27 protein-coding genes and 1 riboswitch are annotated in these 26,985 nt (G+C 72.8%); of the genes, 12 read left to right on the top strand and 15 right to left on the bottom strand.

What is annotated here, in order from left to right; genetic code table 11:
* Positions 1–252: 252 nt before the first annotated feature.
* The 3 genes from OO63_RS38015 to OO63_RS38005 all read left to right on the top strand — a co-directional run bounded on the left by OO63_RS38015 (position 253) and on the right by OO63_RS38005 (position 3,390).
* The gene (locus OO63_RS38015; protein ID WP_030363436.1) at positions 253–900 is read left to right on the top strand and encodes an HD domain-containing protein; all 648 of its coding nucleotides are present in this window, start codon (positions 253–255) and stop codon (positions 898–900) included.
* 9 nt (positions 901–909) lie between these two features.
* Positions 910–2,010: a GNAT family N-acetyltransferase gene (locus tag OO63_RS38010; protein ID WP_030363435.1), complete on the top strand. Its 1,101-nt coding sequence runs from the start codon at positions 910–912 to the stop codon at positions 2,008–2,010.
* A gap of 156 nt (positions 2,011–2,166) precedes the next feature.
* Positions 2,167–3,390 carry a Cmx/CmrA family chloramphenicol efflux MFS transporter gene (locus OO63_RS38005; protein WP_030363434.1) on the top strand — a complete coding sequence of 408 codons (1,224 nt, stop codon included), beginning with the start codon at positions 2,167–2,169 and terminating at the stop codon, positions 3,388–3,390.
* A gap of 45 nt (positions 3,391–3,435) precedes the next feature.
* Here the strand turns inward: OO63_RS38005 and OO63_RS38000 are convergent, their stop codons facing one another.
* The 3 genes from OO63_RS38000 to OO63_RS37990 are packed head-to-tail and all read right to left on the bottom strand — an operon-like array spanning position 3,436 to position 6,190.
* On the bottom strand, positions 3,436–3,981 hold the full coding sequence (locus OO63_RS38000; protein WP_030363433.1) for a hypothetical protein: 546 nt from the start codon (positions 3,979–3,981) through the stop codon (positions 3,436–3,438).
* On the bottom strand, positions 3,978–5,498 hold the full coding sequence (locus OO63_RS37995) for an ATP-binding protein (protein WP_106983545.1): 1,521 nt from the start codon (positions 5,496–5,498) through the stop codon (positions 3,978–3,980). Before OO63_RS37995 ends, OO63_RS38000 begins: the two co-directional genes overlap by 4 nt.
* A gap of 2 nt (positions 5,499–5,500) precedes the next feature.
* Positions 5,501–6,190 carry a response regulator transcription factor gene (locus OO63_RS37990; protein ID WP_030363431.1) on the bottom strand — a complete coding sequence of 230 codons (690 nt, stop codon included), beginning with the start codon at positions 6,188–6,190 and terminating at the stop codon, positions 5,501–5,503.
* A 135-nt stretch (positions 6,191–6,325) separates the two neighbouring features.
* Here OO63_RS37990 and OO63_RS37985 point away from each other — a divergent pair, with 135 nt between their 5' ends.
* Genes OO63_RS37985 through OO63_RS37970 form a run of 4 tightly spaced genes read left to right on the top strand, consistent with a single transcriptional unit; the run spans position 6,326 to position 10,124 of the window.
* Positions 6,326–6,985, top strand: coding sequence for a hypothetical protein (locus OO63_RS37985; RefSeq protein ID WP_030363430.1), 660 nt, complete (start codon positions 6,326–6,328; stop codon positions 6,983–6,985).
* Positions 6,986–8,047 carry an efflux RND transporter periplasmic adaptor subunit gene (locus tag OO63_RS37980; RefSeq protein WP_030363429.1) on the top strand — a complete coding sequence of 354 codons (1,062 nt, stop codon included), beginning with the start codon at positions 6,986–6,988 and terminating at the stop codon, positions 8,045–8,047.
* Complete coding sequence (locus OO63_RS37975; protein WP_234311465.1) at positions 8,044–8,913, top strand: ABC transporter ATP-binding protein; 870 nt, start codon at positions 8,044–8,046, stop codon at positions 8,911–8,913. The genes OO63_RS37980 and OO63_RS37975 overlap by 4 nt, the downstream gene beginning before the upstream one ends.
* Positions 8,910–10,124, top strand: a complete 1,215-nt coding sequence (locus OO63_RS37970) for an ABC transporter permease (RefSeq protein WP_030363427.1) — start codon at positions 8,910–8,912, stop codon at positions 10,122–10,124. Before OO63_RS37975 ends, OO63_RS37970 begins: the two co-directional genes overlap by 4 nt.
* Positions 10,125–10,181: 57 nt before the next feature.
* On the opposite strand, the gene OO63_RS37965 is transcribed toward OO63_RS37970, so the two are convergent.
* The gene (locus OO63_RS37965; RefSeq protein ID WP_030363426.1) at positions 10,182–10,448 is read right to left on the bottom strand and encodes a DUF4031 domain-containing protein; all 267 of its coding nucleotides are present in this window, start codon (positions 10,446–10,448) and stop codon (positions 10,182–10,184) included.
* Positions 10,445–10,831 carry a hypothetical protein gene (locus OO63_RS37960; RefSeq protein ID WP_030363425.1) on the bottom strand — a complete coding sequence of 129 codons (387 nt, stop codon included), beginning with the start codon at positions 10,829–10,831 and terminating at the stop codon, positions 10,445–10,447. Before OO63_RS37960 ends, OO63_RS37965 begins: the two co-directional genes overlap by 4 nt.
* A gap of 140 nt (positions 10,832–10,971) precedes the next feature.
* On the opposite strand from OO63_RS37960, the gene OO63_RS37955 reads away from it, so the two are divergent.
* The 3 genes from OO63_RS37955 (at position 10,972) to OO63_RS37945 (ending at position 14,337) form a co-directional block, all read left to right on the top strand.
* Positions 10,972–11,901, top strand: coding sequence for a MurR/RpiR family transcriptional regulator (locus OO63_RS37955; RefSeq protein WP_078619616.1), 930 nt, complete (start codon positions 10,972–10,974; stop codon positions 11,899–11,901).
* 121 nt (positions 11,902–12,022) lie between these two features.
* On the top strand, positions 12,023–12,973 hold the full coding sequence (murQ, locus tag OO63_RS37950) for an N-acetylmuramic acid 6-phosphate etherase (protein WP_033264854.1): 951 nt from the start codon (positions 12,023–12,025) through the stop codon (positions 12,971–12,973).
* 122 nt (positions 12,974–13,095) lie between these two features.
* Entirely contained in the window at positions 13,096–14,337 is a 1,242-nt protein-coding gene (locus OO63_RS37945) for an esterase/lipase family protein (protein ID WP_030363422.1), read from the top strand.
* A gap of 78 nt (positions 14,338–14,415) precedes the next feature.
* Here the strand turns inward: OO63_RS37945 and OO63_RS37940 are convergent, their stop codons facing one another.
* The 7 genes from OO63_RS37940 to thrC form a co-directional block, all read right to left on the bottom strand.
* Positions 14,416–15,768, bottom strand: a complete 1,353-nt coding sequence (locus OO63_RS37940; protein ID WP_234311464.1) for a hypothetical protein — start codon at positions 15,766–15,768, stop codon at positions 14,416–14,418.
* Positions 15,769–15,874: 106 nt separating this feature from the next.
* Positions 15,875–16,420, bottom strand: a complete 546-nt coding sequence (locus OO63_RS42685) for a hypothetical protein (RefSeq protein ID WP_051811604.1) — start codon at positions 16,418–16,420, stop codon at positions 15,875–15,877.
* A complete protein-coding gene (locus OO63_RS37925; protein ID WP_030363420.1) occupies positions 16,413–16,910 on the bottom strand; it encodes a SigE family RNA polymerase sigma factor in 498 nt (165 codons plus the stop codon). Before OO63_RS37925 ends, OO63_RS42685 begins: the two co-directional genes overlap by 8 nt.
* A gap of 242 nt (positions 16,911–17,152) precedes the next feature.
* Complete coding sequence (groL, locus tag OO63_RS37920; RefSeq protein ID WP_030363419.1) at positions 17,153–18,778, bottom strand: chaperonin GroEL; 1,626 nt, start codon at positions 18,776–18,778, stop codon at positions 17,153–17,155.
* Between the two features lie 361 nt (positions 18,779–19,139).
* A complete protein-coding gene (locus tag OO63_RS37915; RefSeq protein WP_005315736.1) occupies positions 19,140–19,343 on the bottom strand; it encodes a cold-shock protein in 204 nt (67 codons plus the stop codon).
* Between the two features lie 420 nt (positions 19,344–19,763).
* Positions 19,764–20,039 carry a MoaD/ThiS family protein gene (locus tag OO63_RS37910; protein WP_030363418.1) on the bottom strand — a complete coding sequence of 92 codons (276 nt, stop codon included), beginning with the start codon at positions 20,037–20,039 and terminating at the stop codon, positions 19,764–19,766.
* Between the two features lie 140 nt (positions 20,040–20,179).
* The gene (gene thrC / locus OO63_RS37905) at positions 20,180–21,502 is read right to left on the bottom strand and encodes a threonine synthase (RefSeq protein WP_078619614.1); all 1,323 of its coding nucleotides are present in this window, start codon (positions 21,500–21,502) and stop codon (positions 20,180–20,182) included.
* Positions 21,496–21,649: riboswitch (SAM riboswitch) on the bottom strand. It overlaps the preceding gene by 7 nt.
* 131 nt (positions 21,650–21,780) lie before the next feature.
* Here thrC and OO63_RS37900 point away from each other — a divergent pair.
* Both OO63_RS37900 and OO63_RS37895 read left to right on the top strand, forming a co-directional pair.
* Complete coding sequence (locus OO63_RS37900; RefSeq protein WP_030363416.1) at positions 21,781–22,764, top strand: glucosyl-3-phosphoglycerate synthase; 984 nt, start codon at positions 21,781–21,783, stop codon at positions 22,762–22,764.
* A gap of 68 nt (positions 22,765–22,832) precedes the next feature.
* Positions 22,833–24,227 carry an alpha,alpha-trehalose-phosphate synthase (UDP-forming) gene (locus OO63_RS37895; RefSeq protein WP_030363415.1) on the top strand — a complete coding sequence of 465 codons (1,395 nt, stop codon included), beginning with the start codon at positions 22,833–22,835 and terminating at the stop codon, positions 24,225–24,227.
* Between the two features lie 21 nt (positions 24,228–24,248).
* Here the strand turns inward: OO63_RS37895 and otsB are convergent, their stop codons facing one another.
* From otsB to OO63_RS37880, 3 genes are read right to left on the bottom strand one after another with little or no spacing between them, the layout of a single operon-like run.
* Entirely contained in the window at positions 24,249–25,097 is an 849-nt protein-coding gene (gene otsB / locus OO63_RS37890) for a trehalose-phosphatase (protein ID WP_030363414.1), read from the bottom strand.
* A 16-nt stretch (positions 25,098–25,113) separates the two neighbouring features.
* Positions 25,114–25,422 (bottom strand): DUF3263 domain-containing protein, encoded by a 309-nt coding sequence (locus OO63_RS37885; RefSeq protein WP_030363413.1) that lies wholly within the window; start codon positions 25,420–25,422, stop codon positions 25,114–25,116.
* Between the two features lie 30 nt (positions 25,423–25,452).
* On the bottom strand, positions 25,453–26,724 hold the full coding sequence (locus OO63_RS37880; RefSeq protein WP_030363412.1) for an extracellular solute-binding protein: 1,272 nt from the start codon (positions 26,722–26,724) through the stop codon (positions 25,453–25,455).
* Between the last annotated feature and the right edge of the window lie 261 nt (positions 26,725–26,985).

Here is a 26,985-nt window from a genome sequence, read left to right as displayed (position 1 = left end):
CCACCCGCCCCCGCCATGGCTTCGGCGGGGGCGGTCCGCACCGCCTGCCCGGTCTGGCTCAGCACCGATCCAGCCCGTCGTGGGGGTGCCCCCTGCTCCTCAAGAGCTTGGGGGAGATTGAGGACGAGGCGCGGAGCGCCGATCGGGGGAGGACTGTCCCACCCGCCACGGGACACCCACCCCCGGGGTCCAGGGGCAGAGCCCCGGGATCGGTGAAGGAGTGGGGTTGGGGAGCCCCGCTAGGGTCGGCGTATGGCTGCAGATGATGTCGAAGCTCTCCAGACCCGTTGGCGGGACGCGTTGCTCGCGGCGCGGGGTGCGGAGCCGGGGCCGGATCCGGAGCCGTACGGGGAGAATCTGATCGCGCGGTGGGGCGAGGCGCACCGGCGGTATCACGACAGGTCGCACCTGCTCGCCGTACTGGACCACATCGACACCCTCCACCCCCACGCGGACACCCCGCACTTGGTGCGGCTCGCAGCCTGGTTCCACGACGCGGTCTACGCCCCCGACCGCTCGGAGAACGAGGAACGCAGCGCCCGCCTCGCGGAACGCGCCCTGCCGGAGGCGGGCCTCACCCAGGAGGCGACCGCGGAGGTGGCCCGCCTGGTCCGCCTCACGGTCACCCACGACCCGGCGGACGGCGACACGAACGGCGAGGTCCTGTGCGACGCGGACCTCGCGATCCTCGCCGCGCCCCCGGACGCGTACGCCAGATACGCGGCGGCGGTCCGCGAGGAGTACGCCTTCGTCCCCGACGAGGCGTTCCGGGCGGGCCGCGCGGACGTCCTGCGCCAACTGCTCGCCCTGCCACGCCTGTTCCGCACGGAGTACGGAGCGACCCACTGGGAGCCCCTGGCCAGGGAAAACCTCAGGACGGAGCTGGACCTGCTCACGTAACCTCACGCCATGCTCTTCAATGGCGGGGAACGGATCGACGAGGCGACGGCGCACGCGGTGGCGGCACTGCGCGCGGTGGCGACGGCGGACTACGACTGGACGGTGCCCGCGGGCGACCTGGAGTGGAGCTGCCTGGACACGGCGGAGCACATCGCGGGCGACTTCACGGCGTACGCGACACAGCTCACCGGCCGCACCGCGGCCATCGGCGGATACGTCCCGGTCGACATGCGCCTGGAGGACGACACGGACGCGGACGGCGTGGTGCGCGTCGTGGAGGCGACGGCGGGCCTGCTCGCGGCGGTCGTACGGACCACACCACGAGGCGTGCGCGGCTGGCACCCGTACCCGTACGGCACCGCGGACGCGACCGGCTTCGCGGCGATGGGCGTCGCCGAGCTGCTCCTGCACACGTACGACGTCCTGCGCGCCTTCGACGTCGCCTACGAACCCCCGGCCGAGCTGTGCGAGGCCCTGCTGTCCCGCCTGTTCCCGAACGTGCCCCCGGCCCACGACGGCGAGGACCACTGGCGCGTCCTGCTGTGGGCCACCGGCCGCGGCACCCGCGACGGCCACGCCCGCCTGGACCGCTGGCGCTGGCACAACCCCCTGCTCCTTCCCGCGGGCCCCGTCGACCTGGTCGAGGTGTCCCCGGACGCCGCCGCCGACATCGCCGCGGGCGGCACCGGCGGCTTCGACTGGGCCGACGACGGGCCCGGCGCGGGCACGCGCGGAGCGGCGGGACGCACCGCGAAGGCGTACGCCGCCGGGACGCACCGCCCCGAGTGGGGCATGTTCGCCGTCGTCCGCACCGAGGACCAGCGCGCCGTCGGCGCCATGGGCTTCCACGGCGTGCCCGGCGAGGACGGCTGGGCGGAGGTCGGCTACAGCCTGGTCCCCGCGGCCCGCGGCAACGGGTACGCGACGCGGGCACTCGGCGCCCTCACCGACTGGGCCCTCGCCCACCCCGACCACGGGGACGTACAGGGCGTGCGCGGCCTCTCCGACGTCGGCAACACCGCCTCCCACAGCGTCCTGACCCGCGCCGGGTTCACCCGCGCCGCCGACCGTGACGACGAGGCGGTCTTCGAGCGCCCGCGCGACGCCTGAGCGTGTCCGCGTGACGCCTGAGCGCGTCCGTGTGACGCCTGAGCGCGTCCGTGTGACGTCCGGCCGCGCTCCGGTCGGCCCCCGGGCCGACCGGTCCGCCCCGGGGTGGGAATGACCACGCCCCCGAACACGTTGGCGAAAAACGTGCCCTCTCGCATGCCCATAGCCGTGCACACCCTCGGCGTCGCCGTCTTCGCCCTCGGCACCAGTGAGTTCATGCTGTCGGGCCTGCTGCCCGCCGTCGCCGACGACATGAACGTCTCCGTGCCGCGCGCCGGACTGCTGATCTCCGCGTTCGCCATCGGCATGGTCGTCGGCGCCCCACTGCTCGCCGCCACCACCCTGCGGCTGCCGCGCCGGGCCACCCTCATCGCCCTCATCAGCGTCTTCGGCCTCGGCCAGATCGCGGGCGCCCTCGCCCCCTCGTACGCCGTCCTGTTCGCGTCCCGCGTCGTCAGCGCCCTCGCCTGCGCCGGGTTCTGGGCCGTCGGCGCGTCCGTCGCCGTCGCGATGGTGCCGGTGACGCAGCGGGCGCGGGCCATCGCCGTCATGCTCGGCGGGCTCTCCCTCGCCAACGTCCTCGGCGTGCCCGCGGGCGCCTTCCTCGGCGACCACTTCGGGTGGCGCTCCGCCTTCTGGGCCGTCGCCGGGGCCTCCGCGCTCGCCCTCGTCGGCGTCGTACTGCTCGTCCCGCGCATCGCCCCGCCCGCCGAACAGCCCGTCCTGCGGCGCGAACTCGTCATCTACCGGGACCGGCAGGTGTGGCTCGCCGTCGCCGTCGTCGCGCTCGCCGCCGGCGGGGTGTTCTGCGCGTTCAGCTATCTCGCTCCGCTGCTCACCGATGTCGCGGGGCTCGACGATGGGTGGGTGCCGGGGGTGCTCGCGCTGTTCGGGGTGGGGGCGTTGATCGGTACGGCGATCGGGGGGCGGGTGACCGACGGGCGGCTCTTCACCGTTCTGTTCAGCGGGATCGCCGCTTCCACCGTGTTTCTCGGCTCCCTCGCGCTGTTCTCCGCTAGTGCCGTCGCCGTGGTGATTCTTGCGTTTCTGCTGGGGGTTTCCGCGTTCTACACCGGGCCCGCGCTCAACGCCCGCGTGTTCGAGGTCGCGGGCGCGGCGCCCACGCTGGCGGGGGCCACGGCCACGGCCTCGTTCAACCTCGGGAACACGGCGGGGCCGTGGCTCGGGGGGACCGTCATCGATGTGGGGTGGGGGTATGAGGCGGCTGCTTGGGCGGGGGCCGGGCTGACGGTGTCGGCCTTGGGGGTGGTGGCGGTGTCCGTGCGGGTGCGGGGCTCTGCCGAGGGCTCCCCAACCCCGCCCCTTCCCGAAACTGGGGCTCCGCCCCAGACCCCGCTCCTCAAACGCCGGAGGGGCTGAATCTGCTCCGGCAGGACTGATGGTGAACGTCCGCCGCCCGCACGGCTACTTCAGGAAGTCCGAGCACACATATGTCCCCGGGCGGCCGTCAGCCCTCGGGCGGATCGTGACGCGGACGTCGTCCGTCCTGGTCGTGCCGTTCCTGTCGGCCACGGCTCGCGCCCTGGCGATGCTGCACACGAGTTGGCCCATGAGGTTCCGGCCCTCCACGGACGAGCCGGCGAGGTCCCCCTCCGGCACGTGGACCGTGACCTTGTCCCCGCCGTTCCCGCCGTTCCCGTCGACCGTGCCGTGGTAGCCCCCGTCCCGGCCCAGCAACGTGGTGAGTCCGGCGTCGCGTTCCGCGTCCACCGGGCCGGCCAGGAGAAGTTTGATGACGCCGTTGGGGTCGGTGACCTTGTACGCCGGGATGCTGGGGCGGGACACGCCCTCCAGCCGGCCCGCCTGCGAGACGAAGTACAGGCGCAGGCCCTTGGTCAGGCCCCCGGCGGACTCCCCGCCGTCCAGGACGCCGGTGGGGCGGACCCCGCATCCGGCGAGCAGCACGACGGCGAGCGTCGCGAGGGCGGCACCGACGGGTGGGTGCTTCATGTGTCCTCCTGCCTCGGGCGCCGCCACGGCAGCCGCAACGTGAACACCGCGCCGCCTTCGGGGGCGTTGGCCGCCTCGATCGTGCCGCCGTGCAGGCGGGCGTTCTCCAGGGCGATGGCGGTGCCGAGGCCGCTGCCCTCGGAGCGGGTGCGGGCGGAGTCGGCCTTGTAGAAGCGGTCGAAGACGTGGGCGAGGGTCTCGGGCGGGAGACCGGGGCCGCGGTCGGCCACCTCGACGGTCAGCCAGTCGCCCGCCGGGTCGGTGGCGAGGGTCAGCGTCACGGGCGGCGCCCCGTGGCGCAGGGCGTTGCCGACGAGGTTGGCCACGATCACGTCGACGCGGCGGCGGTCGACCAGCGCCCGGACGCCCGGGGGCAGTTCGGTGCGTACGCGGTCGGTCAGGGCCCGCAGGGACAGCGTGGCCGTGACGGCTTCCGCGAGGTCGGTGGGGGTGAGGTTGAGGCGGGCCGCGCCCGAGTCGAAGCGGGACATCTCCATCAGGTCGTCCACGAGCCGGGACAGCCGCGCCGTCTCCTCGCTGACGGTGCGGGCCGCGTGGGCCGTGTCCGGCGGCAGGGCGTGCGCGTCCTCGTCGAGGACGGTGGCGACCATCGTCATCGCGGCGAGGGGGGTGCGCAGTTCGTGCGAGACGTCGGCGACGAAGCGCTTCGCCCGCGCGTCCTGCTCGCGCAGTTCGGCGACGGACGCCTCCAGGGCGTCCGCGGTCTTGTTGAAGTCCCGCGCCAGGTCGGCCAGTTCGTCGCGGCCCCGGACCCGCACCCGGGACGTGAGGTCACCGGCCGCGTGCCGCCGGGTGGCGCGGCCCAGTTCGCGTACGGGGCGCAGGACGGTGCCCGCGGAGAGCAGCGCGAGGACGGCGGCGAGCAGCACCACCGGCACGATGCCGTCCCGCACCGCGTCCAGGACGCCGGCCGTCGCCTCGCTCTCCGCCCGCAGCGAGGTGATGGCGAAGGCGTCGAGGCCCGAGGGCGCCGCGCCGTCGAAGGTGACGGGGGTGCCCACGACCAGGTAGGGGCGGCCGTCGTGGTCGACGCGCTGGAAGCTCATGCGGTTGCGGTCGCGCACCGCCGCGCGCAGGGCGGGCGTGATCCGGGAGCGGTCGGCGGACGCGTCGGAGGACACGGTGAGGGAGCGGTAGCGGGCCACGACCACGGCGTCGTCGCCGAGGCCGTCCGCGACGGTGGTGGCGAAGCGGGTCAGGGCCACCTCGTCGGCGGGGACGTCGAAGTCCGCCGCGGCCTGCTCGACGCGGTTCTTGAAGGCGCCGCGCACCGCGTCCTGTTTGCGTTCGAGGACGGCGGTGCGGGATTCGCGGTACGCGAGCGCGGTCGCCGTGACCGCGCTGACCAGGGCGATGAGGACGAAGGCCACGACGAGGCGGGTGCGCAGGCCGACGAGACGTCGGAGGGCACCACGGGCGCCCGCCGCACCCCCGCCCTCCCGCGCCCGCTCCTCCCGGTCCCGCTCCTCCCGCGCCCGCTCCTCCCGCCGGAGCACCCTCACACCGGCCCGAACCGGTAGCCGAAGCCCCGTACCGTCTGGATGTAGCGCGGCCGCGCCGGAATGTCCTCGATCTTGGCGCGGAGCCTGCCCACCGCCGCGTCCACGAGCCGGGAGTCCCCGAGGAACCCGTGCTCCCACACCGAACCGAGCAACTGCTCGCGGCTGAAGACGTGTGCCGGGGACGCCGAGAGCTCCAGGAGCAGGCGCAGTTCGGTGGGCGGCAGGGCGATCGGCGTGCCGCGCTTGGCGACGGTGAGCCCGGCCCGGTCGATGACGAGGCCTGCGTGATCCTCGCCCCGCGCCGCCTGGGTGGGTTCGGCCCGGCGCAGCGCCGCCCGGATCCTGGCTTCGAGCACGGGCGCGGTCACCGGCTTGACCACGTAGTCGTCGGCGCCCGCCTCCAGGCCCCGCACGATGTCGGTGTCGTCGCCCCGCGCGGTCAGCATGATCACGGGCACCGTGGACCCGCTCGCACGCAGCCGTCGGCAGACCTCGAAGCCGTCGATGCCGGGCAGCATCAGGTCGAGCACGGCGAGTTCGACGGCCGCGCCCGCCGGGTCGGCGAGGAGGGCGAGGGCGTCCTCACCGGTGGCGGCCGTGGCGACGTCGTAGCCGTGCCTGCGCAGCACCAGTTCCATGCCGTCGCGCACGGACACGTCGTCCTCGATCAGCAGTACATGGGCCATGCGGCCGATTATGCGTGAGGGTTTGCCCTGTTCAGACCCGGTCGCGGGGGCCGGGACCGCCGTTCCCGCGCATTGTTACGCGCTCATCATGCGGCCATGGACCGGCCACCATGTACGGGCCCGACGGTGGTCCGCATGAGCATCCACACCGCTTCCCGGGGCACCACCCGTCTGCGTGTCGCCGCGGCCGTCGCCGCTCCCGTCCTGGCCCTCTGCGTCGCCTGCGGCGGCGGGGACGACGGCGTCAAGGACGAGGGAGTCGCCTCCGCTCCCGAGGAGCCGACCGCGGCGTCCGGCAAGGACAAGGGCGAAGGCAAGGGCGAGGGGGGCGCCTCCAAGCCCGCCGCCGAGGGCAAGAGCGCCTTCTACGACGCCCAGCTGACCTACGTCCGCTGCATGCGCGCCAAAGCCGGCCTGAAGGACTACCCCGACCCGAAGCTGAGCGGCTATCTGGACTGGTCGAAGATCGAGAAGCTCGTCGACCCGAACGGCGGCGGCGAGGAGTACAAGGGCGGCAAGAACGGCGTCTGCAACAAGGAGTTCGTCGCCGCCGCGAACCTGGCGCCCGAGCGCGACGCGCAGAAGGACTACGAGTCGATGCTCGCGCACGCCAAGTGCATGCGCGACAACGGCGTCTCCCGGTTCACCAACCCCACGATGTCCGGCGGCAACGTCATCCCCGGCGGCGACCCGAACCCCGCGGACCCGGCGCTCGACCAGGGCTCGCCCGCGTACAAGCAGGCCGAGAAGGCGTGCGCGAGCAAGCTGCTCGAAGGCCTGGACGGGATGCAGTAGATGAGGCGGCGTACGGGAATCCTCGTCGGCGCCGCCGCGGCCGCCGTGGCGGTGGGCGCGGGCGCCCTGGCGTACGAGGGCGGCGACACCGGCGGCGGCCGGTCCGAGCGGCCGCCCGCCACCGCCACCGTCACCCGGGCCGACCTGGCCCTTGCCAAGACGGTCGACGGGAAGATCGACTACGCGCGGCGGCGCGCCGTGAAGTCCGCCGTGCCCGGCACCGTGACGGTCGCGGCCCGCGAGGGCGCCACCGTCACCCGCGGGCAGGCCCTCTACGAGCTGGACGACAAGCCGGTCACGCTCCTGTACGGCCCGGTGCCCGCCTTCCGCGAGATGAAGGTCGGCGCCCGCGGCAGCGACGTACTGGAGCTGGAGCGCAATCTCGTCGCGCTCGGATACGGCAGCGGCCTGTACGTCGACCCGCGCTACGACCGGGCCACGGCCGCCGCCGTCAAGCGGTGGCAGAAGTCCCTCAACCGCACGCCGACCGGCAGGGTCGGCAAGGGAGATGTCGTCTTCCAGCCCGAGCAGGTCAAGGTCGTCCGCGCGGACGCCGCCCTCGCCGACCAGGTCGGCCCGGACACGGCCGCCCTCACCGTCGCCTCCACCAGGCCCGTCGTCCGCGCCCGGCTCGACCAGACCGACGCCTCGCTCACCGCGAAGGGCACCAAGGTCGAGGTGACCCTGGCCGGCGGCACCACCGAGCGCGGCCGGGTCACCGGAACCGTCGACCCGGAGGACTCCGGCGAGGAGGAGGCGTCCGGCGACACCATCACCGTCGAGGTCTCCCTGGACGGGGGCGCGTCGGCGGCGTCCGGCGAGGACGCCAAGGCCACGGCGAGCGTGAAGTTCGTCAGCGAGAGCCGCGAGGACGTCCTGACCGTCCCGGTCGAGGCGGTCGTCGCGCTGCGCGGCACGGACGGCGGCTACGGACTCCAGGTCGTCGAGGGCCGTACGTCCCGGACGGTGCGGGTCGAGACGGGGATGACGGCCGACGGGCGCATCGAGGTCAGGGGGTCCCGGATCAGGGAGGGGATGACGGTGGGGGTGGCCACGGAATGACCATCTCCGGTTCCACACCTGGTTCCACCCCCGGTGCCGTGCCCGGTGCCGCGCCCGGCCCGGCGCCCGTCGTCCCCGCCCCCTTCGTCCCCGCCCCCGTCGTCGAACTGCGCGACGTCACCAAGTCGTACGCCGGTGACGTGCACGCCCTGCGCGGCGTCAGCCTCACCGTCCGCGCGGGCGAACTCCTCGCCGTCGTCGGTCCTTCGGGGTCCGGCAAGTCGACGATGCTGCACGTCGTCGGCACCCTCGACGCGCCCACGGCGGGCACGGTCCGCGTGGCCGGGTACGACGTGGGGCGCCTGTCGGACGCGCAGCTGTCCACGCTGCGCGCCCGCCACATCGGCTTCGTGTTCCAGCACTTCCACCTGGCGGCGGGCCGCGACGCCGTCGACAACGTCGCGGACGGGCTCCTGTACGCGGGCGTGCCGCGCGGGCGGCGCCGGGCCCGCGCCCGCGCCGCCCTGGAGCGGGTCCGGCTCGGCCATCGCCTCGGGCACCGGCCCGCCGAGCTGTCCGGCGGCGAGAAGCAGCGCGTGGCCATCGCCCGCGCGCTGGTCGGCGAGCCGGACCTGCTGCTCGCCGACGAGCCGACCGGCGCCCTGGACAGCGCGTCCGGCGAGGTCGTCATGGAGCTCCTGCGCGAGCTGAACGCGGCGGGCACGACGGTCTGCGTGATCACGCACGACCAGGAGATCGCGGAGTCGCTGCCGCGCCGGGTCCGGTTCCGCGACGGCGAGATCGTGTCCGACTCCGGCTGCTCCGGCTGCGCCGACTCCGGCCGCCCCGACTCCCACTGCTCCGGCTCCCGCTGCTCCGACGTCGGCGGCCCCGACTCCCACTGCCAGGAGGTGAGTTCACGATGACGTTCGCGTCCCCGCCCGAGCCGCCCCGGCTCAGGCCCTCCCCGCTCGCGCCCCGCGACATCCTGCGCCTCGGCGCCGTCGGCCTGCGCGCCCGGCGGGCCCGCGTCGTCCTCTCCGCCCTCGGCATCGCCATCGGGATCGCCACGATGGTCGCCGTGGTGGGCCTGTCCCAGTCGAGCAAGTCGGACCTGATGGCGCGGCTCGACCGGCTCGGCACCAACCTCCTCACCGTCGAGGCGGGCGAGGACAGGGAGGGCAACGAGCTGAAGCTGCCGAAGTCGGCGGTGGCGATGGTCGAGCGGATCGGACCCGTCCGGCACGCCACGGCCACCGGGAACGTCGACGCCAGGATCCGGCGCAGCGACGTGGTGCCCGAGGAGCGGACGGCGGGCGTCACCACCCAGGCGGCCCGCACCGACCTCCTCGACGCCCTGGGCGCCCGCGTGGCCAAGGGGATCTGGCTGAACAAGGCCAACGAGCGGCTGCCCGTCACCGTCCTCGGCTCGGTCGCCGCGGAGCGCCTCGGCATCACCGAGCCGGGCGGAAAGATCATGATGAACGACGAGTACGTCGTCGTGGTCGGCATCCTTCAGCCCGTGGAGCTCGTCCCCACCCTGGACCGGGTCGCGATGATCGGCTTCCCGGCCGCCGCGACCCACTTCCGCTTCGACGGCCACCCCTCGATGATCTTCGAGCGGTCCCCGGACGGCACGGTCGAGGACGTTCGGGCCGTCCTCGCCCGCACGGTGAGCCCCGGCGCCGAGGGCTCCGTGAAGGTGTCCCGGCCCTCGGACGCGCTCGCCGCGAAGGCCGCCACCGACAAGGGCCTGACCAGCCTGATGCTCGGCCTCGGCGCGGTGGCGCTCCTGGTCGGCGGGGTCGGCGTGGCCAACACCATGGTCATCTCGGTCCTGGAGCGCCGGCCGGAGATCGGCCTGCGGCGCGCGCTCGGCGCCACCAGGAACGCGGTGCGGCTGCAGTTCCTCACGGAGTCCCTGCTGCTCTCGGCGCTCGGCGGCGCGGCGGGCGCGGTGCTCGGGACGGCGGTGACGTTCGGCTTCGCCCTCGTGCAGGGCTGGACTGCGGTGGTGCCGCCGTGGTCGGTGGCGTCCGGGCTCGCGGCGACCCTGCTGATCGGCGTGCTCGCGGGCCTCTATCCGGCGGTACGGGCCTCGCGGCTGCATCCGACGGTCGCCCTGAACACCACATGACCAGCGCCTCCCGGGCGGCTCCCGGATGGCTCGGGTGGCTCGGGCGGCTTCCAGCCCCTACGTCCCCCGGCCCTTGCGCCGCCGCAGCCCCGCCTCCGTCAGCCGCCGCACCAGCTCCTTCGACCCGACCGCGACCGCCCCCGCCCGCACCGCGTCCCCGTACCGGTGCGCGGGCAGGTCGTAGTGGTCCCGCTCGAAGGCCCGCTCCGGCACGCCGATCCGCGCGGCGAACGCGTGCAGCTCCTCGTACGACACGTCGCTGACCAGGTGCGACCACAGGCGGCCGTGTCCTGGCCAGATCGGCGGGTCGATGTACAGGGTCACCGGCGCACCGACCCGAGCGAGCCGACGGCCGCGACCAGCACGCCCGCCTTCGCGCACACCCAATGCGGATCGGCGCCCAACTCCGGCTCCACGTCGAGCGCGTGCGGGTCGCCCGAGCCGCACACCGGGCACAGCGGCCACCGTCCGTACCGCTCAAGGAGGGCGTCCTGAACGTCCTGCGCAACGAGCCCGGCGACGAAGTCGACGCCCTCGGGCCACTGCTCGACCCACCAGCGGCGCTGCGCCACGGAGTCCTCGACGAACGACACCACGTCCGGCTCCGCCACCTCGTCCGCGACCAGGTCGGCGAGGACCAGCGCGCGGGCCGCGTGCAGCGCCCGCTCCAGCGGGCCGACGGGGACGGAGGATGCGGAGGAGTCCATACAGCCATTGTGCGCCCCGCCGCGCGCCGGGTGGTCCGGGGGCGGGCGCGGCCCCGGACCACCCGGCGCGCGGCCCGGTCCTTCGGGGCGTGGACGTCGGGGGTCTTGACCCGCCCCGGACCCGAAAATATCTTTCAGGAGTGACCCATGACGTGAAGGAAATTTTCGCGGGCGGCGCGCCCCCGGCCCCGGCCGCCCTCGCGGCCAAGGTCCGCACGCTCGCGCCGTCGATGACCCGCTCCATGCAGCGGGTCGCCGAGGCCGTCGCGGGCGACCCGGCAGGCACCGCCGCCCTCACCGTCACCGGCCTCGCCGAGCTCACCGGCACCAGCGAGGCCACGGTGGTCCGCACCGCCCGCCTGCTCGGCTACCCCGGCTATCGCGATCTGCGCCTCGCCCTCGCCGGGCTCGCCGCCCAGCAGCAGTCGGGCCGCGCCCCCGCCGTCACCGCCGACATCGCCGTGGACGACCCCATCGCGGACGTGGTGGCGAAGCTGGCGTACGACGAGCAGCAGACCCTCGCCGACACCGCCGCCGGGCTCGACACCGTCCAGCTCGGCGCGGCCGTCAGCGCGCTCGCCGCGGCCCGCCGCGTGGAGGTGTACGGCGTCGCCGCGTCCGGGCTCGTCGCCCAGGACCTCGTACAGAAGCTGCTGCGCATCGGCCAGGTCGCGCACGCGCACTCCGATCCGCACCTGGCCGTCACCAACGCGGTGACGCTCCGCGCCAAGGACGTCGCCATCGCGATCACCCACTCCGGGTCCACGGGCGATGTCATCGAGCCGCTGCGGGTCGCCTTCGAGCACGGGGCGACCACCGTCGCGATCACCGGGCGGCCCGACGGGCTCGTCTCGCAGTACGCCGATCACATACTGACCACGTCCACCGCCCGTGAGAGCGAGTTGCGGCCTGCGGCGATGTCCTCTCGGACGAGTCAGCTGCTGGTCGTGGACTGTCTGTTCGTGGGGGTCGCCCAGCGGACGTACGAGACGGCTGCGCCTGCGCTCGCCGCTTCTTACGAGGCTCTGGCTCACCGGCACAGTCCTCGCGGGGGCGGGGGCAGTCGTTGAGGTCCCCGTCGGCCGGGGTGGGCGCCGATCGGCCTCCGGCCTCGTCCTCAATCGCCGGACGGGCTGAATCGGCTCGCCCAGCCCTCATCTCACCCCTCTCCTCCGAAAGAGCCGCACCCCTATGACCTCCACGCCCACCGGGCCCGCCGCCTACGGCGAACTCCGTGCCCAGTTGGAGACCCTCACCACCGAGGCCTTCCGGCCCGAGCTCTCCGAGATCGACCGGCTGTCCACGGCGGAGATCGCCGGGATCATGAACGGCGAGGACGCCTCCGTGCCCGCGGCCGTCGCCGCGCAGGTGCCGCGGATCGCCGCCGCCATCGACGCGACCGCCGAGCGCATGGCCCGCGGCGGACGGCTGATCTACGCGGGCGCGGGCACCGCGGGGCGGCTCGGGGTGCTCGACGCCTCGGAGTGTCCGCCCACGTTCAACACCGACCCGGGCGACGTCGTCGGCCTCATCGCGGGCGGCCCCGCCGCCGTGGTCACCTCGATCGAGGGCGCCGAGGACCGCGAGGACCTGGCCGCCGCGGATCTGGACGCGCTCGGCCTCACCGCCGACGACACCGTGGTCGGCGTGTCCGCGTCCGGTCGCACGCCCTACGCCATCGGCGCCGTCGAGCACGCCCGTGCCCGCGGCGCGCTCACCGTCGGCCTGTCCTGCAACGCGAGAAGCGCCCTCGCCGCCGCGGCCGAGCACGGCATCGAGGTCGTCGTCGGGCCCGAACTCCTCACCGGATCCACCCGGTTGAAGGCGGGCACGGCACAGAAGCTCGTCCTCAACATGCTGTCGACGATCACGATGATCCGCCTCGGCAAGACGTACGGGAACCTGATGGTCGACGTGCGCGCCTCCAACGAGAAGCTGCGCGCCCGCTCCCGCCGCATCGTCGCCCTCGCCACGGGCGCCTCCGACGAGGAGATCGAGGCGGCCCTCGCGGCCACCGACGGCGAGGTCAAGAACGCCATCCTCACCCTCCTCGGCTCCGTCGACGGCCCCACGGCGGCCCGCCTCCTGGACGAGTCGCACGGCCACCTCCGGGCGGCGCTCGACAACTCCCGTACGCCCTAGGGGCAGTTGGGGCCGGGTGGACCTCCGATTTACGGCGCAAAACACGCCTTACGGAGCGTACGGGCCATAACGAGGATGCCCCTTGACCGTCAGCTGGTGACGCTCAAGGGAGGGGAACGCGCATGCCCGAGCAGAACGCGCCCACCGAAGCCCAGGTCCAGGAAGCCCTGCGTGCCGCGCCGCCGATCATCCTCGCCCCGGGTCCGAGGGAAGCCCCGACCCAGGTCCCGCCCGTGCCGCACGACGTCTGGGAGCTGCCCGGCGGCACCGCCTGGGTGTACCGGGGCGAGGGCAACAGCCGCCTGACCCGGCCCGTGCTCCTCGCCGACGGCTTCAACTCGGGGCCGAGCACCCCCGACTTCCTGTGGAACGGGCTGGACTTCAACGCCCCGTACCCGTTCCTCAGCGAGCTGCGCAGGCGCGGCAGGGACCTCGTCCTCGTCGGCTTCCACGAGCGCAGCGCGTCGATCCTCGACAACGCGCAGGCCGCGATCGCCGCCGTCAAACGCGCAGGCGCCGAGCGCGTCGGCAAACACCCGCTGGCCGTCGGCGGGTTCAGCATGGGCGGCCTGGTCACGCGGTACGCCCTCGCCAAGATGGAGTCCGAACCCGGCGGCGACGAGCACGAGACGCAGCTCTACTTCTCGTACGACAGCCCGCACCGCGGCGCCTGGATCCCCATCGCGCTCCAGGCCTTCGCGCACTACATCCGGAAGCTCGACCCCCGGTTCTCCGGCCAGATCAACAGCGCCGCCTCCCGGCAGCTGCTCGCCCAGCACATCGCCGAGTGGCAGGACACGCCCGCCCCGGACAAGGAACGCGAGGAGTTCCTCGCCGAGTTGGCGCGCGTCGGCCACTGGCCGCGGCGGCCCCGGAAGATCGGAGTCGCCAACGGCGTCGGCACCGGCGAGGGCAACGGCGTCCGGCCCGGCGTGGACGCCGTCATCGGCAAGGGCCTCGGCATCGTCGGCACCGACCTCAACACCCAGTCCGCGGGCGACGACCAGCTCGTGGCCACGCTGCGCGTCCTCACCCTGAAGAAGCCGGAGATCCACACCTCGGGACTGCCCGAGTTCGACGGCGCGCCCGGCGGCACCCTGGAGGGCTTCGGCATCCTCGCCGACGCCCTCAACAAGATCGCCGGACTCGGTGTCGACGTGCCCGTCCGCGAGCACTGCTTCGTGCCCGCCGTCAGCGCCGTCGCCATCCGCGACGTCCACACCCACGACGACCTCTACGCCGACATCAACGCCCTCTCCCCCGAGGACAGCGAACTCGACGAGTTCAAGGTCGCATCCAGGAACGAACCCCACACCCAGGTCACCGAGGAGCTCTGCACCTGGATCCTGGACCGCCTGCCGTAGCCGAAGGGCGGGCACCCGCCCGCGGTGGCGGCCGTCGCGGGGCGGCTGCCGCCGCGGGCGCGGGTCTTCCCGGAGAGGTCAGCCCGTCCATCTCCCCGACAGGAACGTCACCGCGAACAGCGTGCTCAGCGGCGCGAGGACGCACAGGCCCACCCGCGCGCGCCACTCCGCCCGGAGGCTCCACGCGGCCAGGCCCGTCCACAGCGGCCACCACAGCAGCGTCGCCCGGGGCACGGACGTGTACCAGTACGAGGTGCCGAGTGCCCACAGGTTCAGGGCGATGTACACCGCCTCCGGCCACCTCCTGCGCCACAACAGCCGGCCGAGCAGCGCCAACCCGACCACCATGGCGGCGAGTTCGGCCTGGGACATCAGGGCGTACCCGGTGGAGTAGCGGCCGTCGAACGCCGCGTTCCAGGTGTTGCCCCAGGCCTCCCACGGCGGGTGGAAGGTGCGGTACCAGCCGCGCTCCTGGGCGTGCTTCCACGCCATCCAGTCGCCGGTGCGGTCGTACAGGTACAGCGTGTACGCGAGGACGGGCAGCGCGGGCAGCGTCAGCCAGGGCAGCCGGCGCCAGTCGCGGCGGCCTTCGCGGGCCAGGAGGAAGTCGACGAGCAGGGCGGCGGCGAGGAAGAGACCGCTGACGCGGGCCGTCGTGGCGCACGCGGCGAGCGTCGCCGCGAGCCGCCAGCGGCCCGACCGGGCGGCCAGCCAGGCGGGCAGCGCGCAGGCGAGGAAGAGGGATTCGGAGTAGCCCGCGGCGAGGAAGACCGCGCAGGGCGAGAGCAGGACGACGAGGACGGCACGCCGGGCGACGGCGTCCGCACCCCCGAGCCGCACCGCCGCACCCGCGCCGCCGCCCTTGCCCGACCCCGCCCCCGGCCCCTCACCCATCCCTGTGTCCGCGCCCGCGAGCCTGGCCACGCGGGCCAGCGCCAGCATCGCCACCGCCCCCGAGACCAGCGAGATCAGCAGCCCGGCCGCCACCCAGTCCGGCACGACGAGCCGCACCGCCCGCAGCACCAGCGGAAACCCGGGGAAGAACGCCTCCTCGTTCTCGAGGCCGTCCGCGTACCCCGGCGCGGGCCCGAAGTAGCCGTACTCCGCTATGTGCCGGAAGTGCGTCCAGTCCCACTGCTCCCACACCGAGAGCGGCCCGGGCGCCTCCTTGGCACGGGAGTTCGCGGGAAACAGCCACCCCACGCAGTACCCGGTGACGAAAAGCCCCACCCGCGTGCCCAGATACACCTGGAGCACGAAGCGGTCGGTCGCGTCGAGCCGCCCCGCGAGCCACCGCGGCACCGCCCGCACACCCCCGGCCCACCGCCGCCGCCCTCTCTTCCGCCCCCGCTCCCGCCCGGGCTCGCGGACGTCGGGCCAGGGCGGGAGCGGGGCGGGCCGGGTGGCGGTGCGCACTGGTGCCGCGGGCATGCGTGATCTCCGTTCGGGCGCGCGGAATCGCCCGGCGGCGCGCGGTGGCGCCGCCGGTCGTGGGTGCTGCGGGAAGGGGCCGGTTGCGGGCGGGGGCCGACCGGGGTCAGTCGGGTCCCGCCGTCATGTCCGACGTCGGGGGCGGCGACGTCCCCGCACCCCGGTACGGGGTCTCGGTGGCGCTCTGGGTGCCGGTGGTCGGGGGCGGGGTGCGCTGCGGGTACGTCGGCGAGCGGCTCGGGTCGGTATCGGCGGAGCTGCCGGAGGTGCCGGTGGTGGGGGGCGGCGCGCTGGCGTCGGGGCCGTCGGGGGGCTCGGTGGTCTCGGTCGGGCCCGGCGACGAGGAGGCGTCGGTGGGGTCGGGCACGGGGTCGCCGGAGGAGGGCGCGGGCCTCGGGTCGCGGGTGTCGGCCGGGGACACCTGCTCCTCGGGCCCGGCGAGCCCGGCGGCGACCGCGCCGCCCGCCCCGCCGAACAGCAGCACGGCACCGGCCGCGAGCACGGCGAACCTGCGCCGCCGCACCCGCTCGCCGCGGGCCGTGACCACGGGCGCGGGCGCCGGGTCGCTGCCGCGCTCCGCCGCCGCGGCCAGCTCCCGGAGCGCGTCCGCCAGCGGATCGTCCAGTGGATCGTCGTGGTGGGCTTCAGTCACCGTGCGCCTCCTGGGTACGAGGGTCCTGCAAGCGGTCGGCGAGGGCGGCCCGCCCCCGGGACAGATGCGTCTTGACCGTGCCGGTGGACTGGCCCGTCTCCGCGGCGATCTGCTCCACCGACAGATCGCAGATGTAGTGCAGCGCCACCGTCCTGCGCTGCTGCGGGGAAAGCCCCTTCAGCGCCTCGACGAGGACCACGGAACCGGGGTCGGGCGCGCCCGCGGGCGGCGCGCCGCCGTGCCGCTGCCAGGCCTGCTCGCTGCGCCGCCGCCCGTGCCACCGGCGCACGGCGAGCCGCCAGGCCACGGTGCGGATCCACGCCTCCGGCGAGGCCTCCTTCACCAGGCGCCCCCGCCTGCTCCAGGCCTTGACGAACGCCTCCTGCACGACGTCCTGCGCCTCCTGCAGGTCGCCGAGCATCACATACAGCTGGCCGGTGAGCCGTCGGACCGCGTGGGCGTAGAACTCCTCGAACTCCTCAGCGGTCAATGACGTGCTCCCCATCTGGTCGGTACAACCTCTCTAGACCTGCGGGGACACATCCGGTTGACACCGGCCGCGAAGTTTTTCCGTACGGCGCACAGAGCCTGATGTGCTCGTCCCGAGCACCGCCGGTCCTCCAGGCACCGCCGGTCTTCCGTGACCGTCCGGGAACGCCCGAGGGCGGCACCCCCTGAGACAGGGAGTGCCGCCCTCGTTCGCGTACTGCGACGACCGCTGATCCGCGAGGATCAGAAGTCCATGTCACCGCCCGGCATGCCGCCCGGAGCGCCCGCGGCGGCGGCCTTCTCCGGCTTGTCGGCGATGACGGCCTCGGTGGTGAGGAACAGCGCGGCGATGGACGCGGCGTTCTGCAGGGCGGAACGCGTGACCTTCGCCGGGTCGATGATGCCCTCGGCGATCATGTCGACGTACTCGCCGTCCGCGGCGTTCAGGCCGTGACCGACGGTCAGGTTGCGCACCTTCTCCACGACGACGCCGCCCTCGAGGCCGGCGTTGACCGCGATCTGCTTCAGCGGGGCCTCCAGGGCCAGCTTCACAGCGGCGGCACCGGTGGCCTCGTCACCCTCGAGCTCGAGCTTCTCGAAGACCGAGGAGGCCTGCAGCAGGGCCACGCCACCGCCGGCGACGATGCCCTCCTCGACGGCCGCCTTCGCGTTGCGAACGGCGTCCTCGATGCGGTGCTTGCGCTCCTTGAGCTCGACCTCGGTCGCGGCACCGGCCTTGATGACGGCCACGCCGCCCGCGAGCTTCGCCAGGCGCTCCTGGAGCTTCTCGCGGTCGTAGTCCGAGTCGCTGTTCTCGATCTCGGCGCGGATCTGGTTGACCCGGCCCTGGACCTGGTCGCTCTCACCGGCGCCGTCGACGATGGTCGTCTCGTCCTTGGTGATGACGACCTTGCGGGCGCGGCCGAGCAGGTCGAGACCGGCGTTCTCCAGCTTGAGGCCGACCTCCTCGGAGATGACCGTGCCGCCCGTGAGGATGGCGATGTCGCCGAGCATGGCCTTGCGGCGGTCGCCGAAGCCCGGGGCCTTGACGGCGACGGACTTGAAGGTGCCGCGGATCTTGTTCACGACGAGCGTGGACAGGGCCTCGCCCTCGACGTCCTCGGCGATGATCAGCAGCGGCTTGCCGGACTGCATGACCTTCTCGAGGAGCGGAAGGAGGTCCTTCACGTTCGAGATCTTGGAGTTGACGATCAGGATGTACGGGTCGTCGAGCGACGCCTCCATACGCTCCATGTCGGTGGCGAAGTACGCCGAGATGTAGCCCTTGTCGAAGCGCATACCCTCGGTGAGCTCCAGCTCCAGACCGAAGGTCTGGGACTCCTCGACGGTGATGACGCCTTCCTTGCCGACCTTGTCCATGGCCTCGGCGATGAGCTCGCCGATCTGGGTGTCGGCGGCGGAGATGGAGGCGGTGGAAGCGATCTGCTCCTTGGTCTCCACGTCCTTGGCCTGCTCGAGCAGGGCGCCGGAGACGGCCTCGACGGCCTTCTCGATGCCGCGCTTGAGGGCCATCGGGTTGGCGCCGGCCGCGACGTTGCGCAGGCCTTCCTTGACGAGCGCCTGGGCGAGGACGGTCGCGGTCGTCGTGCCGTCACCGGCGACGTCGTCCGTCTTCTTCGCGACCTCCTTGACCAGCTCGGCGCCGATCTTCTCGTACGGGTCCTCGAGCTCGATCTCCTTGGCGATGGACACACCATCGTTGGTGATCGTGGGGGCGCCCCACTTCTTCTCGAGGACGACGTTGCGACCCTTGGGGCCCAGGGTCACCTTGACGGCGTCGGCGAGCTGGTTCATGCCGCGCTCGAGGCCGCGCCGTGCCTCCTCGTCGAACGCGATGATCTTGGCCATGTGAAGTGGTCCTCCCGGACGGGGTGGAAAAGCAAACGGACCGTGCTGGTGCCCGCGACGGACGGCCTGCGCACCGCGTGGTTCCTTGCCCCACCCGGCCTGCGGACCTCACCGACCCGATCCAAGTTCTGTCACTCTCACTCGTAGAGTGCTAACGCCAATGATTAGCACTCGACCCCCTAGAGTGCAAGGTCGCATCGAAGAGGCGTCGATGAGGGGTGGTGGCCGGGAGACGGGTGGGCGCAAGGTCGCCCCCGAACCTGCCGTGCGCCCCCGCACAGACGTAGGGCCCGCATCCCGTAGCCGGGATGCGGGCCCTACGTCACTTGCGTCGCGTCGGTGGCCGATCGCGTCAAGCCGCTCAGACGGCGAGCTTGACCATGTCCGCCTGCGGACCCTTCTGGCCCTGCGAGATCTCGAACTCGACTCGCTGACCTTCTTCCAGGGTGCGGTAGCCGTCCATCTGGATCGCGCTGTAGTGGACGAATACATCCGCACCACCGTCGACCGCGATGAAGCCATATCCCTTCTCCGCGTTGAACCACTTGACGGTGCCCTGAGCCATGCCTAACTCCCCTATTACTGGCCCTTGCGCAGACCCGCACTTCGCGGACCCGGGTCAGACCTCACCCCCCATGGGTTGGGGGTGTGCGCCGGAACGCGTCGACCGCGGCTGAATGTATCTGTCCAACTGCCCTCTGCAACAGGTCAATCGGACGAGAATTCTGGGCACGCGCTATCGGAGATTTCCGGAGAATTCCACGGAATCCAGGGCAAGTCGGGCCCGGCAAATGCCGCATAAGGCTCACATAGGCAGGACACTTTGGCTACTTCTTGTCGGCTCCGCGGCCGACTTCGAATATGCGCGCGGCACTGCTTGCGCCGAGAACGGCGCTCCATTCCCAACTGTACCGCGCTCAACCATACAGAATTGCCCCCTCCGCTTCTCTCGCGGAGGGGGCAATACCGGTGACTCTGTGTGCGCTCAGCCGCCGGCGACGGCGGGAATGATCGAAACCCCGGCGCCGTCCGGCGTCACGGTCTGAAGACCCTGCTCGAACCGCACGTCGTCGTCGTTCACGTACACGTTCACGAACCGCCGCAGCTTGCCCTGGTCGTCGAGGACCCGGGCCGCGATGCCGGTGTGGTTCTTCTCCAGGTCGGCGATGACCTCACCGAGGGTCGCCCCCTCGGCGGCGACCTCGGCCTTGCCGCCGGTGTAGGTGCGAAGGATGGTGGGGATGCGGACGTTGACGCTCATGGGTTTCACCTCAGGGGTACGGGAGGACGGGGAGCGCCCCGTCAGGGGCGCGAGGCTGTTCTCGATATGCGGCTCCGCCGCGTGGGCGCGAGGACGGACCACGACTCGCAGTCGGCAGCAGACATCAGGCCCTACGGCGACTAACCGGCAAGCCCCGCGGAGCGAAACGCGTCCAGGCTCGGGCGGATGGTGGCGGTCGCCTGAGAGGTCTCGGCAACCGCGTCGAGGGTCTTGAGGCCGTCACCGGTGTTGAGGACGACGGTGGTCAGGGAGGGGTCGATGAGGCCGGCCTCGACCAGCTTCTTGGTGACCCCCACCGTCACCCCGCCCGCGGTCTCCGCGAAGATGCCCTCGGTGCGGGCGAGCAGCTTGATCGCGTCGACGACCTGGGCGTCGTCGACGTCCTCCACGGCCCCGCCGGTCCGCCGCGCGATGTCGAGCACGTACGGCCCGTCGGCGGGGTTGCCGATCGCCAGCGACTTGGCGATGGTGTTCGGCTTCTGGGGACGCACGACGTCCTGTCCCGCCTTGAACGCCGCGGACACCGGCGAGCAGCCCTCCGCCTGCGCCCCGAAGATCTTGTACGGCTTGTCCTCGACGAGGCCGAGCGCGATCAGCTCCTTCAGACCCTTGTCGATCTTCGTGAGCTGGGAGCCGGAGGCGATGGGGATGACGAGCTGGTCGGGCAGGCGCCAGCCGAGCTGCTCGCAGATCTCGTACGCGAGGGTCTTGGAGCCCTCGCCGTAGTACGGCCGCAGGTTGACGTTGACGAAGCCCCAGCCCTCGCCCAGCGGGTCGCCGATCAGCTCGGAGCAGAAGCGGTTCACGTCGTCGTAGTTGCCCTCGATGCCGACGAGCTCGCCGCCGTACACCGCGGCCATGACGACCTTGCCCTGCTCCAGGTCGTGCGGGATGAACACGCAGGAGCGGAAGCCCGCGCGGGCGGCGGCGGCGCCGACGGCACCGGCGAGGTTGCCCGTGGAGGAGCAGGACAGGGTGGTGAAGCCGAAGGCGCGGGCCGCTTCGAGCGCCTGCGCGACGACGCGGTCCTTGAAGGAGTGCGTGGGGTTGCCCGAGTCGTCCTTGATGAACAGCTTGCCCTGCTCGACGCCCAGTTCGGCGGCGAGGTTGTCGGCCTTGACGAGCTTGGTCCAGCCCGGGTTGAGGTTCGGCTTGTCGGCCACGTCGGCGGGGACGGGCAGCAGCGGGGCGTACCGCCAGATGTTGGCGGGTCCCGACTCGATCCGCTTGCGCAGGCCCTCCGGGTCGCCGAGGGGAAGGTCGTAGGCGACTTCCAGGGGTCCGAAACACTCGGCGCACGCGAAGATGGGGCCGAGGTCGAAGCGGGTTCCGCACTCGCGGCAGGAGAGGCCGGAAGCGGGTCCGAGATCGACGGTGTCCGCGGAAGGCGTGGTGGTGGCGACAGTCTGCACAGCCATGGAGGCGAGGCCCTTTCTCCTCATCTTCCCCGCGGCGCATCTCGCCGCGAGACGGAATTGGCACCTTCCCGAGCCGGGAGCCTCGCGGCGCGCGCGTTCGCGGCGACGAGACCGGCTGGAGGGTTGCCGGGGCTTCAACGGGCCGTATCCCTCTGCCCCTCTGGATGAGCGGTATTCGATTGTGACGCCCGGGACCCCCGACATGCGATGGTCACCGGCGTTGTTCAAGACTGTAACCGAAGCCTTGGACCCTTGAGATAGTCGTCCGATGCGCGAGATGGATCACAACCGGGAGGACGCGCGTGCTGGAAGAGGTCGAGCGCTGGCTGAGCAGGCGTTCCTGGTCCGTCGGCGACCGAGCGCCCGGCGCCCTGACAGCCGCCAAGCGTGACCTCGGCACCTCGGTGAGCGTGGTCCTTCCCGCCCTCGACGAGGAGGAGACGGTCGGCGGGATCGTCGCCGAGATCCGCCGGGAGCTGATGGAGCGGGTGCCGCTCGTCGACGAGCTCGTGGTGATCGACTCCGGCTCGGCGGACCGCACGGCCGAGGTGGCCGCGGCCGCCGGGGCCCGGGTGGTGCACCGGGACGCGATCCTGCCGCGGCTGCCCGCCGTGCCGGGCAAGGGCGAGGTCCTGTGGCGTTCCCTCCTGGTCACCCACGGTGACATCGTGGCGTTCGTCGACGCGGACCTGAAGGAGTTCTCGGCGGACTTCGTCTCCGGCATCGTGGGGCCGCTGCTCACCGAGCCGGACGTGCAGTTCGTGAAGGCGATGTACGACCGCCCGATGACGGTGTCCGACGGCCCCGCGGCCGACGGACCCGCGTCCGGCGCGACGGCCGGGCAGGGCGGCCGGGTCACCGAGCTGATGGCGCGGCCCCTGCTGAACATGCACTGGCCGCAGCTCGCGGGGTTCGTGCAACCGCTCGGCGGCGAGTACGCGGCCCGCAGGTCGCTCCTGGAACGCCTCCCCTTCCCCGTCGGGTACGGCGTGGAACTGGGCCTGCTCGTCGACGCGCTGCACACCGTGGGCCTGGACGCGCTCGCGCAGGTCGACGTGGGGGTGCGCAGGCACAGGCACCAGGACGGGCAGGCGCTCGGGCGGATGGCGGCCGCGATCTACCGCACCGCGCAGCTGCGGCTCGCCCGCGCCCATCTCGTACGGCCCGAGCTGACCCAGTTCGTGCGCGGCAAGCACGGCTTCGAGCCGCGGACGTACGCGGTGGACACGGAGGAGCGGCCGCCGATGGCGGAGGTGGCGGAGTACGCGGAGCGGCGGGTGGCCTGAGCCGTACGTTCGGCGGGTGGCCTGAGCCGTACGTTTGAGCGTTTCCCCGAGCGGCTAGGTTTCGGCACATGGCTTCCGAGCAGGCGGGCGCAGCCCAGGTCCTCGTCGCGTCCAACCGCGGCCCGGTGACGTACTCCCTCGGCGCCGACGGGACGCTCGACGCCAAGCGCGGCGGCGGCGGGCTCGTCTCCGGGCTCAGCGCCGTCGGCGACGAGGCCGACGCCCTGTGGGTGTGCGCGGCGCTCGGCGAAGGCGACCGGGAGGCCGTGCGGCGCGGGGTCGGCGAGCCGGGCGTGCGGATGCTCGACATCGACGCCGACGTGCACGCCGCCGCGTACAACGGCGTCGCGAACTCGGTCCTGTGGTTCGTGCACCACATGCTGTACCAGACGCCCCTCGAACCCGTCTTCGGTCCTGAGTTCCGCGCCCAGTGGGCCGCGTACGAGACGTACAACCGGGCCTTCGCCGACGCGCTCGCCGGCGAGGCGGCGCCGGGCGCGGCCGTCCTCGTGCAGGACTACCACCTGGCGCTCGTCCCCGGCATGCTCCGCGAGCTCCGGCCCGACCTGCGCATCGGGCACTTCTCGCACACGCCCTGGGCGCCCGTCGACTACTTCCGGCTCCTTCCCGACGACATCGCCGAGCAGCTTCTGCGCGGGATGCTCGGCGCGGACCGGCTCGGCTTCCTCACCGGGCGCTGGGCCGACGCCTTCACGGCGTGCTGCGTCGCCGTCCTCGGCGGTACGTCCGGGACCCGGATCGGGGTGCACGGGCTCGGGGCCGACGCGGACTTCCTGCGGGAGCGGGCGCGGCGGGCGGACGTCGAGGAGCGCCTCGCCGCGCTGCGGGAGCAGATCGGGCCCGACCGGAAGGTCATCGTCCGGGTGGACCGCACCGAGCTGTCCAAGAACATCGTGCGCGGTCTTCGCGCCTACGAACAGCTTCTCGCCGACCGGCCCGAGTGGCGGGGGCGGGTCGTGCACGTCGCCTTCGCCTACCCCTCGCGGCAGGACCTCGCCGTCTACCGCGACTACACCGCGGAGGTCTCCCGGGTCGCCGACGCCATCAACTCCGCGTACGGCACCGAGGGGTGGACGCCGGTCGTCCTCCACGTCAAGGACGACTTCGCGCGCTCCCTCGCCGCCTATCGGCTCGCCGACGTCGCCCTCGTCAACCCCATCCGGGACGGCATGAACCTCGTCGCCAAGGAGGTGCCCGTCGTCTCCGACGAGGGGTGCGTCCTCGTCCTCTCCCGGGAGGCCGGGGCCCACGAGGAGTTGTCCGAGGACGCGCTCACTGTCAACCCGTACGACGTGTCCGCGACGGCCGGGGCCCTCCACGAGGCCCTTCTGATGCCCCCCGCGGAACGCGCGGAGCGCACCAAACGCCTGGCCGCGGCGGCGACCGCCCTTCCGCCGACCCAGTGGTTCCTGGACCAGCTCCAGGCCCTGACCACCCCCTGAGGCGCCCCTTCCCGCGCGCCGTCAGGGCAGTCGGCGCGCCAAGGCCGACAGGAGGGCCACCACACCGGCGGGTCCCTCGGTCACCACGTCCGCGCGGTCGGCGAGTTCCGTGACCTCGGGGCTCCCGCTGCACACCAGGAGCCCCCGCACCTCCCCGTCGGAGCGCAGCTTGTCCACGGCGGTGAAGGCGGGCACGTCGCCGAGGTCGTCGCCGGCGTAGAGGACGGACTCGGCGCCCACCTCACGTACGTAGTCGACGAGGGCCACCCCCTTGTCGACGCCGGGCGGCCGCAGTTCGAGGACGAGCCGCCCGGGCTCGACGATCAGGCCGTGCCGCGCGGCCAGCTCCCCGAGCGGCCCCCGCAACGCGTCGAACGCGGCCTGCGGGTCCAGCGCCCGCCGCGTGTGGACGGCGACGGCCCGCCCCTTCTCCTCGATCCAGGTCCCCCGCCACGCCCCGATCGCGTCCAGGAAGCCGGGCAGTTCGGCCCGCACGGCGGCGACGCCGGGGTGCGGCTCGGCGGCCTGCACGGTCCCGGTGACGGCGTCCCACCGCTCGGCCCCGTAGTGCCCGAGCACGACGAGGTGTCCGAGCCCCGGGACCCCGGCGAACCCGCCGTGGCGGACGGCGACCCCCGCGGGCCGACCGGTGACGACGGCCACGGACCGGACCTTGGGGGCGAGCGCGGCCAGCGCGGGCACCGCGTCGGGATGGGCCCGCGCCCGCTCGGGGTCGGGCACGATCGGCGCGAGCGTGCCGTCGAAGTCGAGGGCGATCACGGCACGTTCGGGCCGGGCCAGGAGAGCGGCGAGTCCGTCCCGCCCGGCGGGCGTGCGCGGCTGCGGCAGGGAGTGCGTCGGGTCACCCATGGGCCAGACCTTAACGTCAACGCTCGCCGCGCCGCGCCTGCCGAACCCGCCGCAGTCGGTTCACGGTGACCGGATCGTGGGCGAGGGCCCGCCGGTCGTCGAGGAGGGCGTTCAGGATCTGGTAGTAGCGGACGGGGGCGAGCCCCAGCTCTTCGCGGATGGCCCGCTCCTTGGCGCCGGGCCCGGCCCAGCTGCGCCGCTCCAGGGCGAGCACGGCCTGGGCCCGCGCGGAGAGTTCACCGGGACCGGACGCTTCACCGGCTCCGGAGGGTTCACCGGCTCGGGAGGGTGCGCCGGGACCGGCCTGCGCGTCGTCGTCCGTCATGGCGCCCACGCTAACCCCGGCGCCGCCGCGTCACTGCGCGCTCTCCTCCGCGGCCGCCTTCGACTCGATCTGCCCGAGGATGGCCTCGGGGTCGCCGTTCTTGTCGACGGTCTTGCCGATGTACTTCTTGATCTGCACGGAGACCTGCGCCCAGGACGTCTTGCCGACCGGGTACAGCTGCGAGGTGGGCAGCTCCTTGAGGAACTGGCCGAGCTTCGCGGAGTCCTCCTTGTTGTCCGTCATCTCCTGCGACGCCGACGCCGTGACGGGCAGCAGGTCGTACTCGCGGGAGAAGTCCAGGACGTTCTCCTTGCTGTAGACGAAGTTGAGGAACTCGCCGATCTCCTTGCGGTGGCCGTTCTGCTTGAAGGCCATCATCCAGTCGGCGACGCCCATCGTGGACTGGCCCTTGCCGTTGACGCCGGGCATCGGGACCATGCCGTACTTCAGGCCCTTCTTCGCGGCCATCTGCATCAGCGTGGGGTGCCCGTTGAGCATGCCGACGTCACCGCGCGTGAACGCGGCGAAGGCCTCGGCGCGGTCGAGCTCGGCGGGCGGGGTCGGGCCGGTCAGGCCCTTGCCGACCAGCTCGTTCTTCAGCCACTGGAAGGTCTGCACGTTCTGCTTGGAGTCGATGTCGTACGAGCCGACGTTGTCGGTGTAGCCGCCGCCCCCGCTGAGCAGCCACTGCAACGTCTCGGCCTGCGCCTCCTCCGGGCCGAGCGGCAGCGCGTAGGGGATCTTCACGCCGCGCGCCTTCAGCTTCTGCGCGGCCGCCTGGAGCTGGGTCCAGCTCTCCGGCGGCTTGATCCCGGCGCTCTTGAACAGCTTCTCGTTGAAGAAGAGCAGGCGCGTGGACGCGGCGAACGGCATGCCGTACTGCACCCGGTCCACCTCGCCCGCCTTCGAGAGGGGGGCGAGGAAGTCGGCCTGGGTGGGGATGGAGAGCAGGTCGTCGGCGGAGTACAGCTTGTCCTGCGCGGCGTAGTCGGCGTACGCGCCGATCTGGGCGAGGTCGGGGGCGTTCCCGTCCTTCACCATCTCCTTGACCTCGCGGTCGACGTCCGTCCACGAGTGCACGGTCACCTCGACCTTGATGCCCGGGTGCTCGCCCTCGAACTTCTTCGTCAGTTCGCTCCAGTACTTCTTGGAGCTGTTGGCCGAGGAGTCGCCGTAGTCGGCGGCCACGAGCTTGAGGGTGACGTCGCCGGAGTCACCGGAGTCGCCGCCGCAGCCGGCGAGCAGCGCCGTCATGCTCAGTGCGGCCACCGCCGCGGTCAGACCTGTCACGCGCCGCTGCACTGCTGTTTCCCACCCTCGTCGTACGTTCTGAACCGCGAGTTTCCCCCGCGTCCGGATACAAGGTCTACACCACCCGAGTATCACTTCTACAACGGCCTTGCCTTATTGCCCCCGGGGGACCCCCACGACGGGCTCTCTCCCACCCACCCGCCCGGACTTGTCCCGGGCCTGCCCACCAGCCCGGCACCTTCAGCCCTGCGAGGCGCACCCCCGTATCGGCGCTCCGCGCCTCGTCCTCAAACGCCGGACGGGCTTTCTCCC

The organism is Streptomyces alboflavus (genome assembly GCF_000716675.1).
GTDB lineage: Bacteria > Actinomycetota > Actinomycetes > Streptomycetales > Streptomycetaceae > Streptomyces > Streptomyces alboflavus.
Note: the sequence above shows the minus strand (reverse complement) of the source record. Positions and strands in the feature narration are given on the sequence as shown.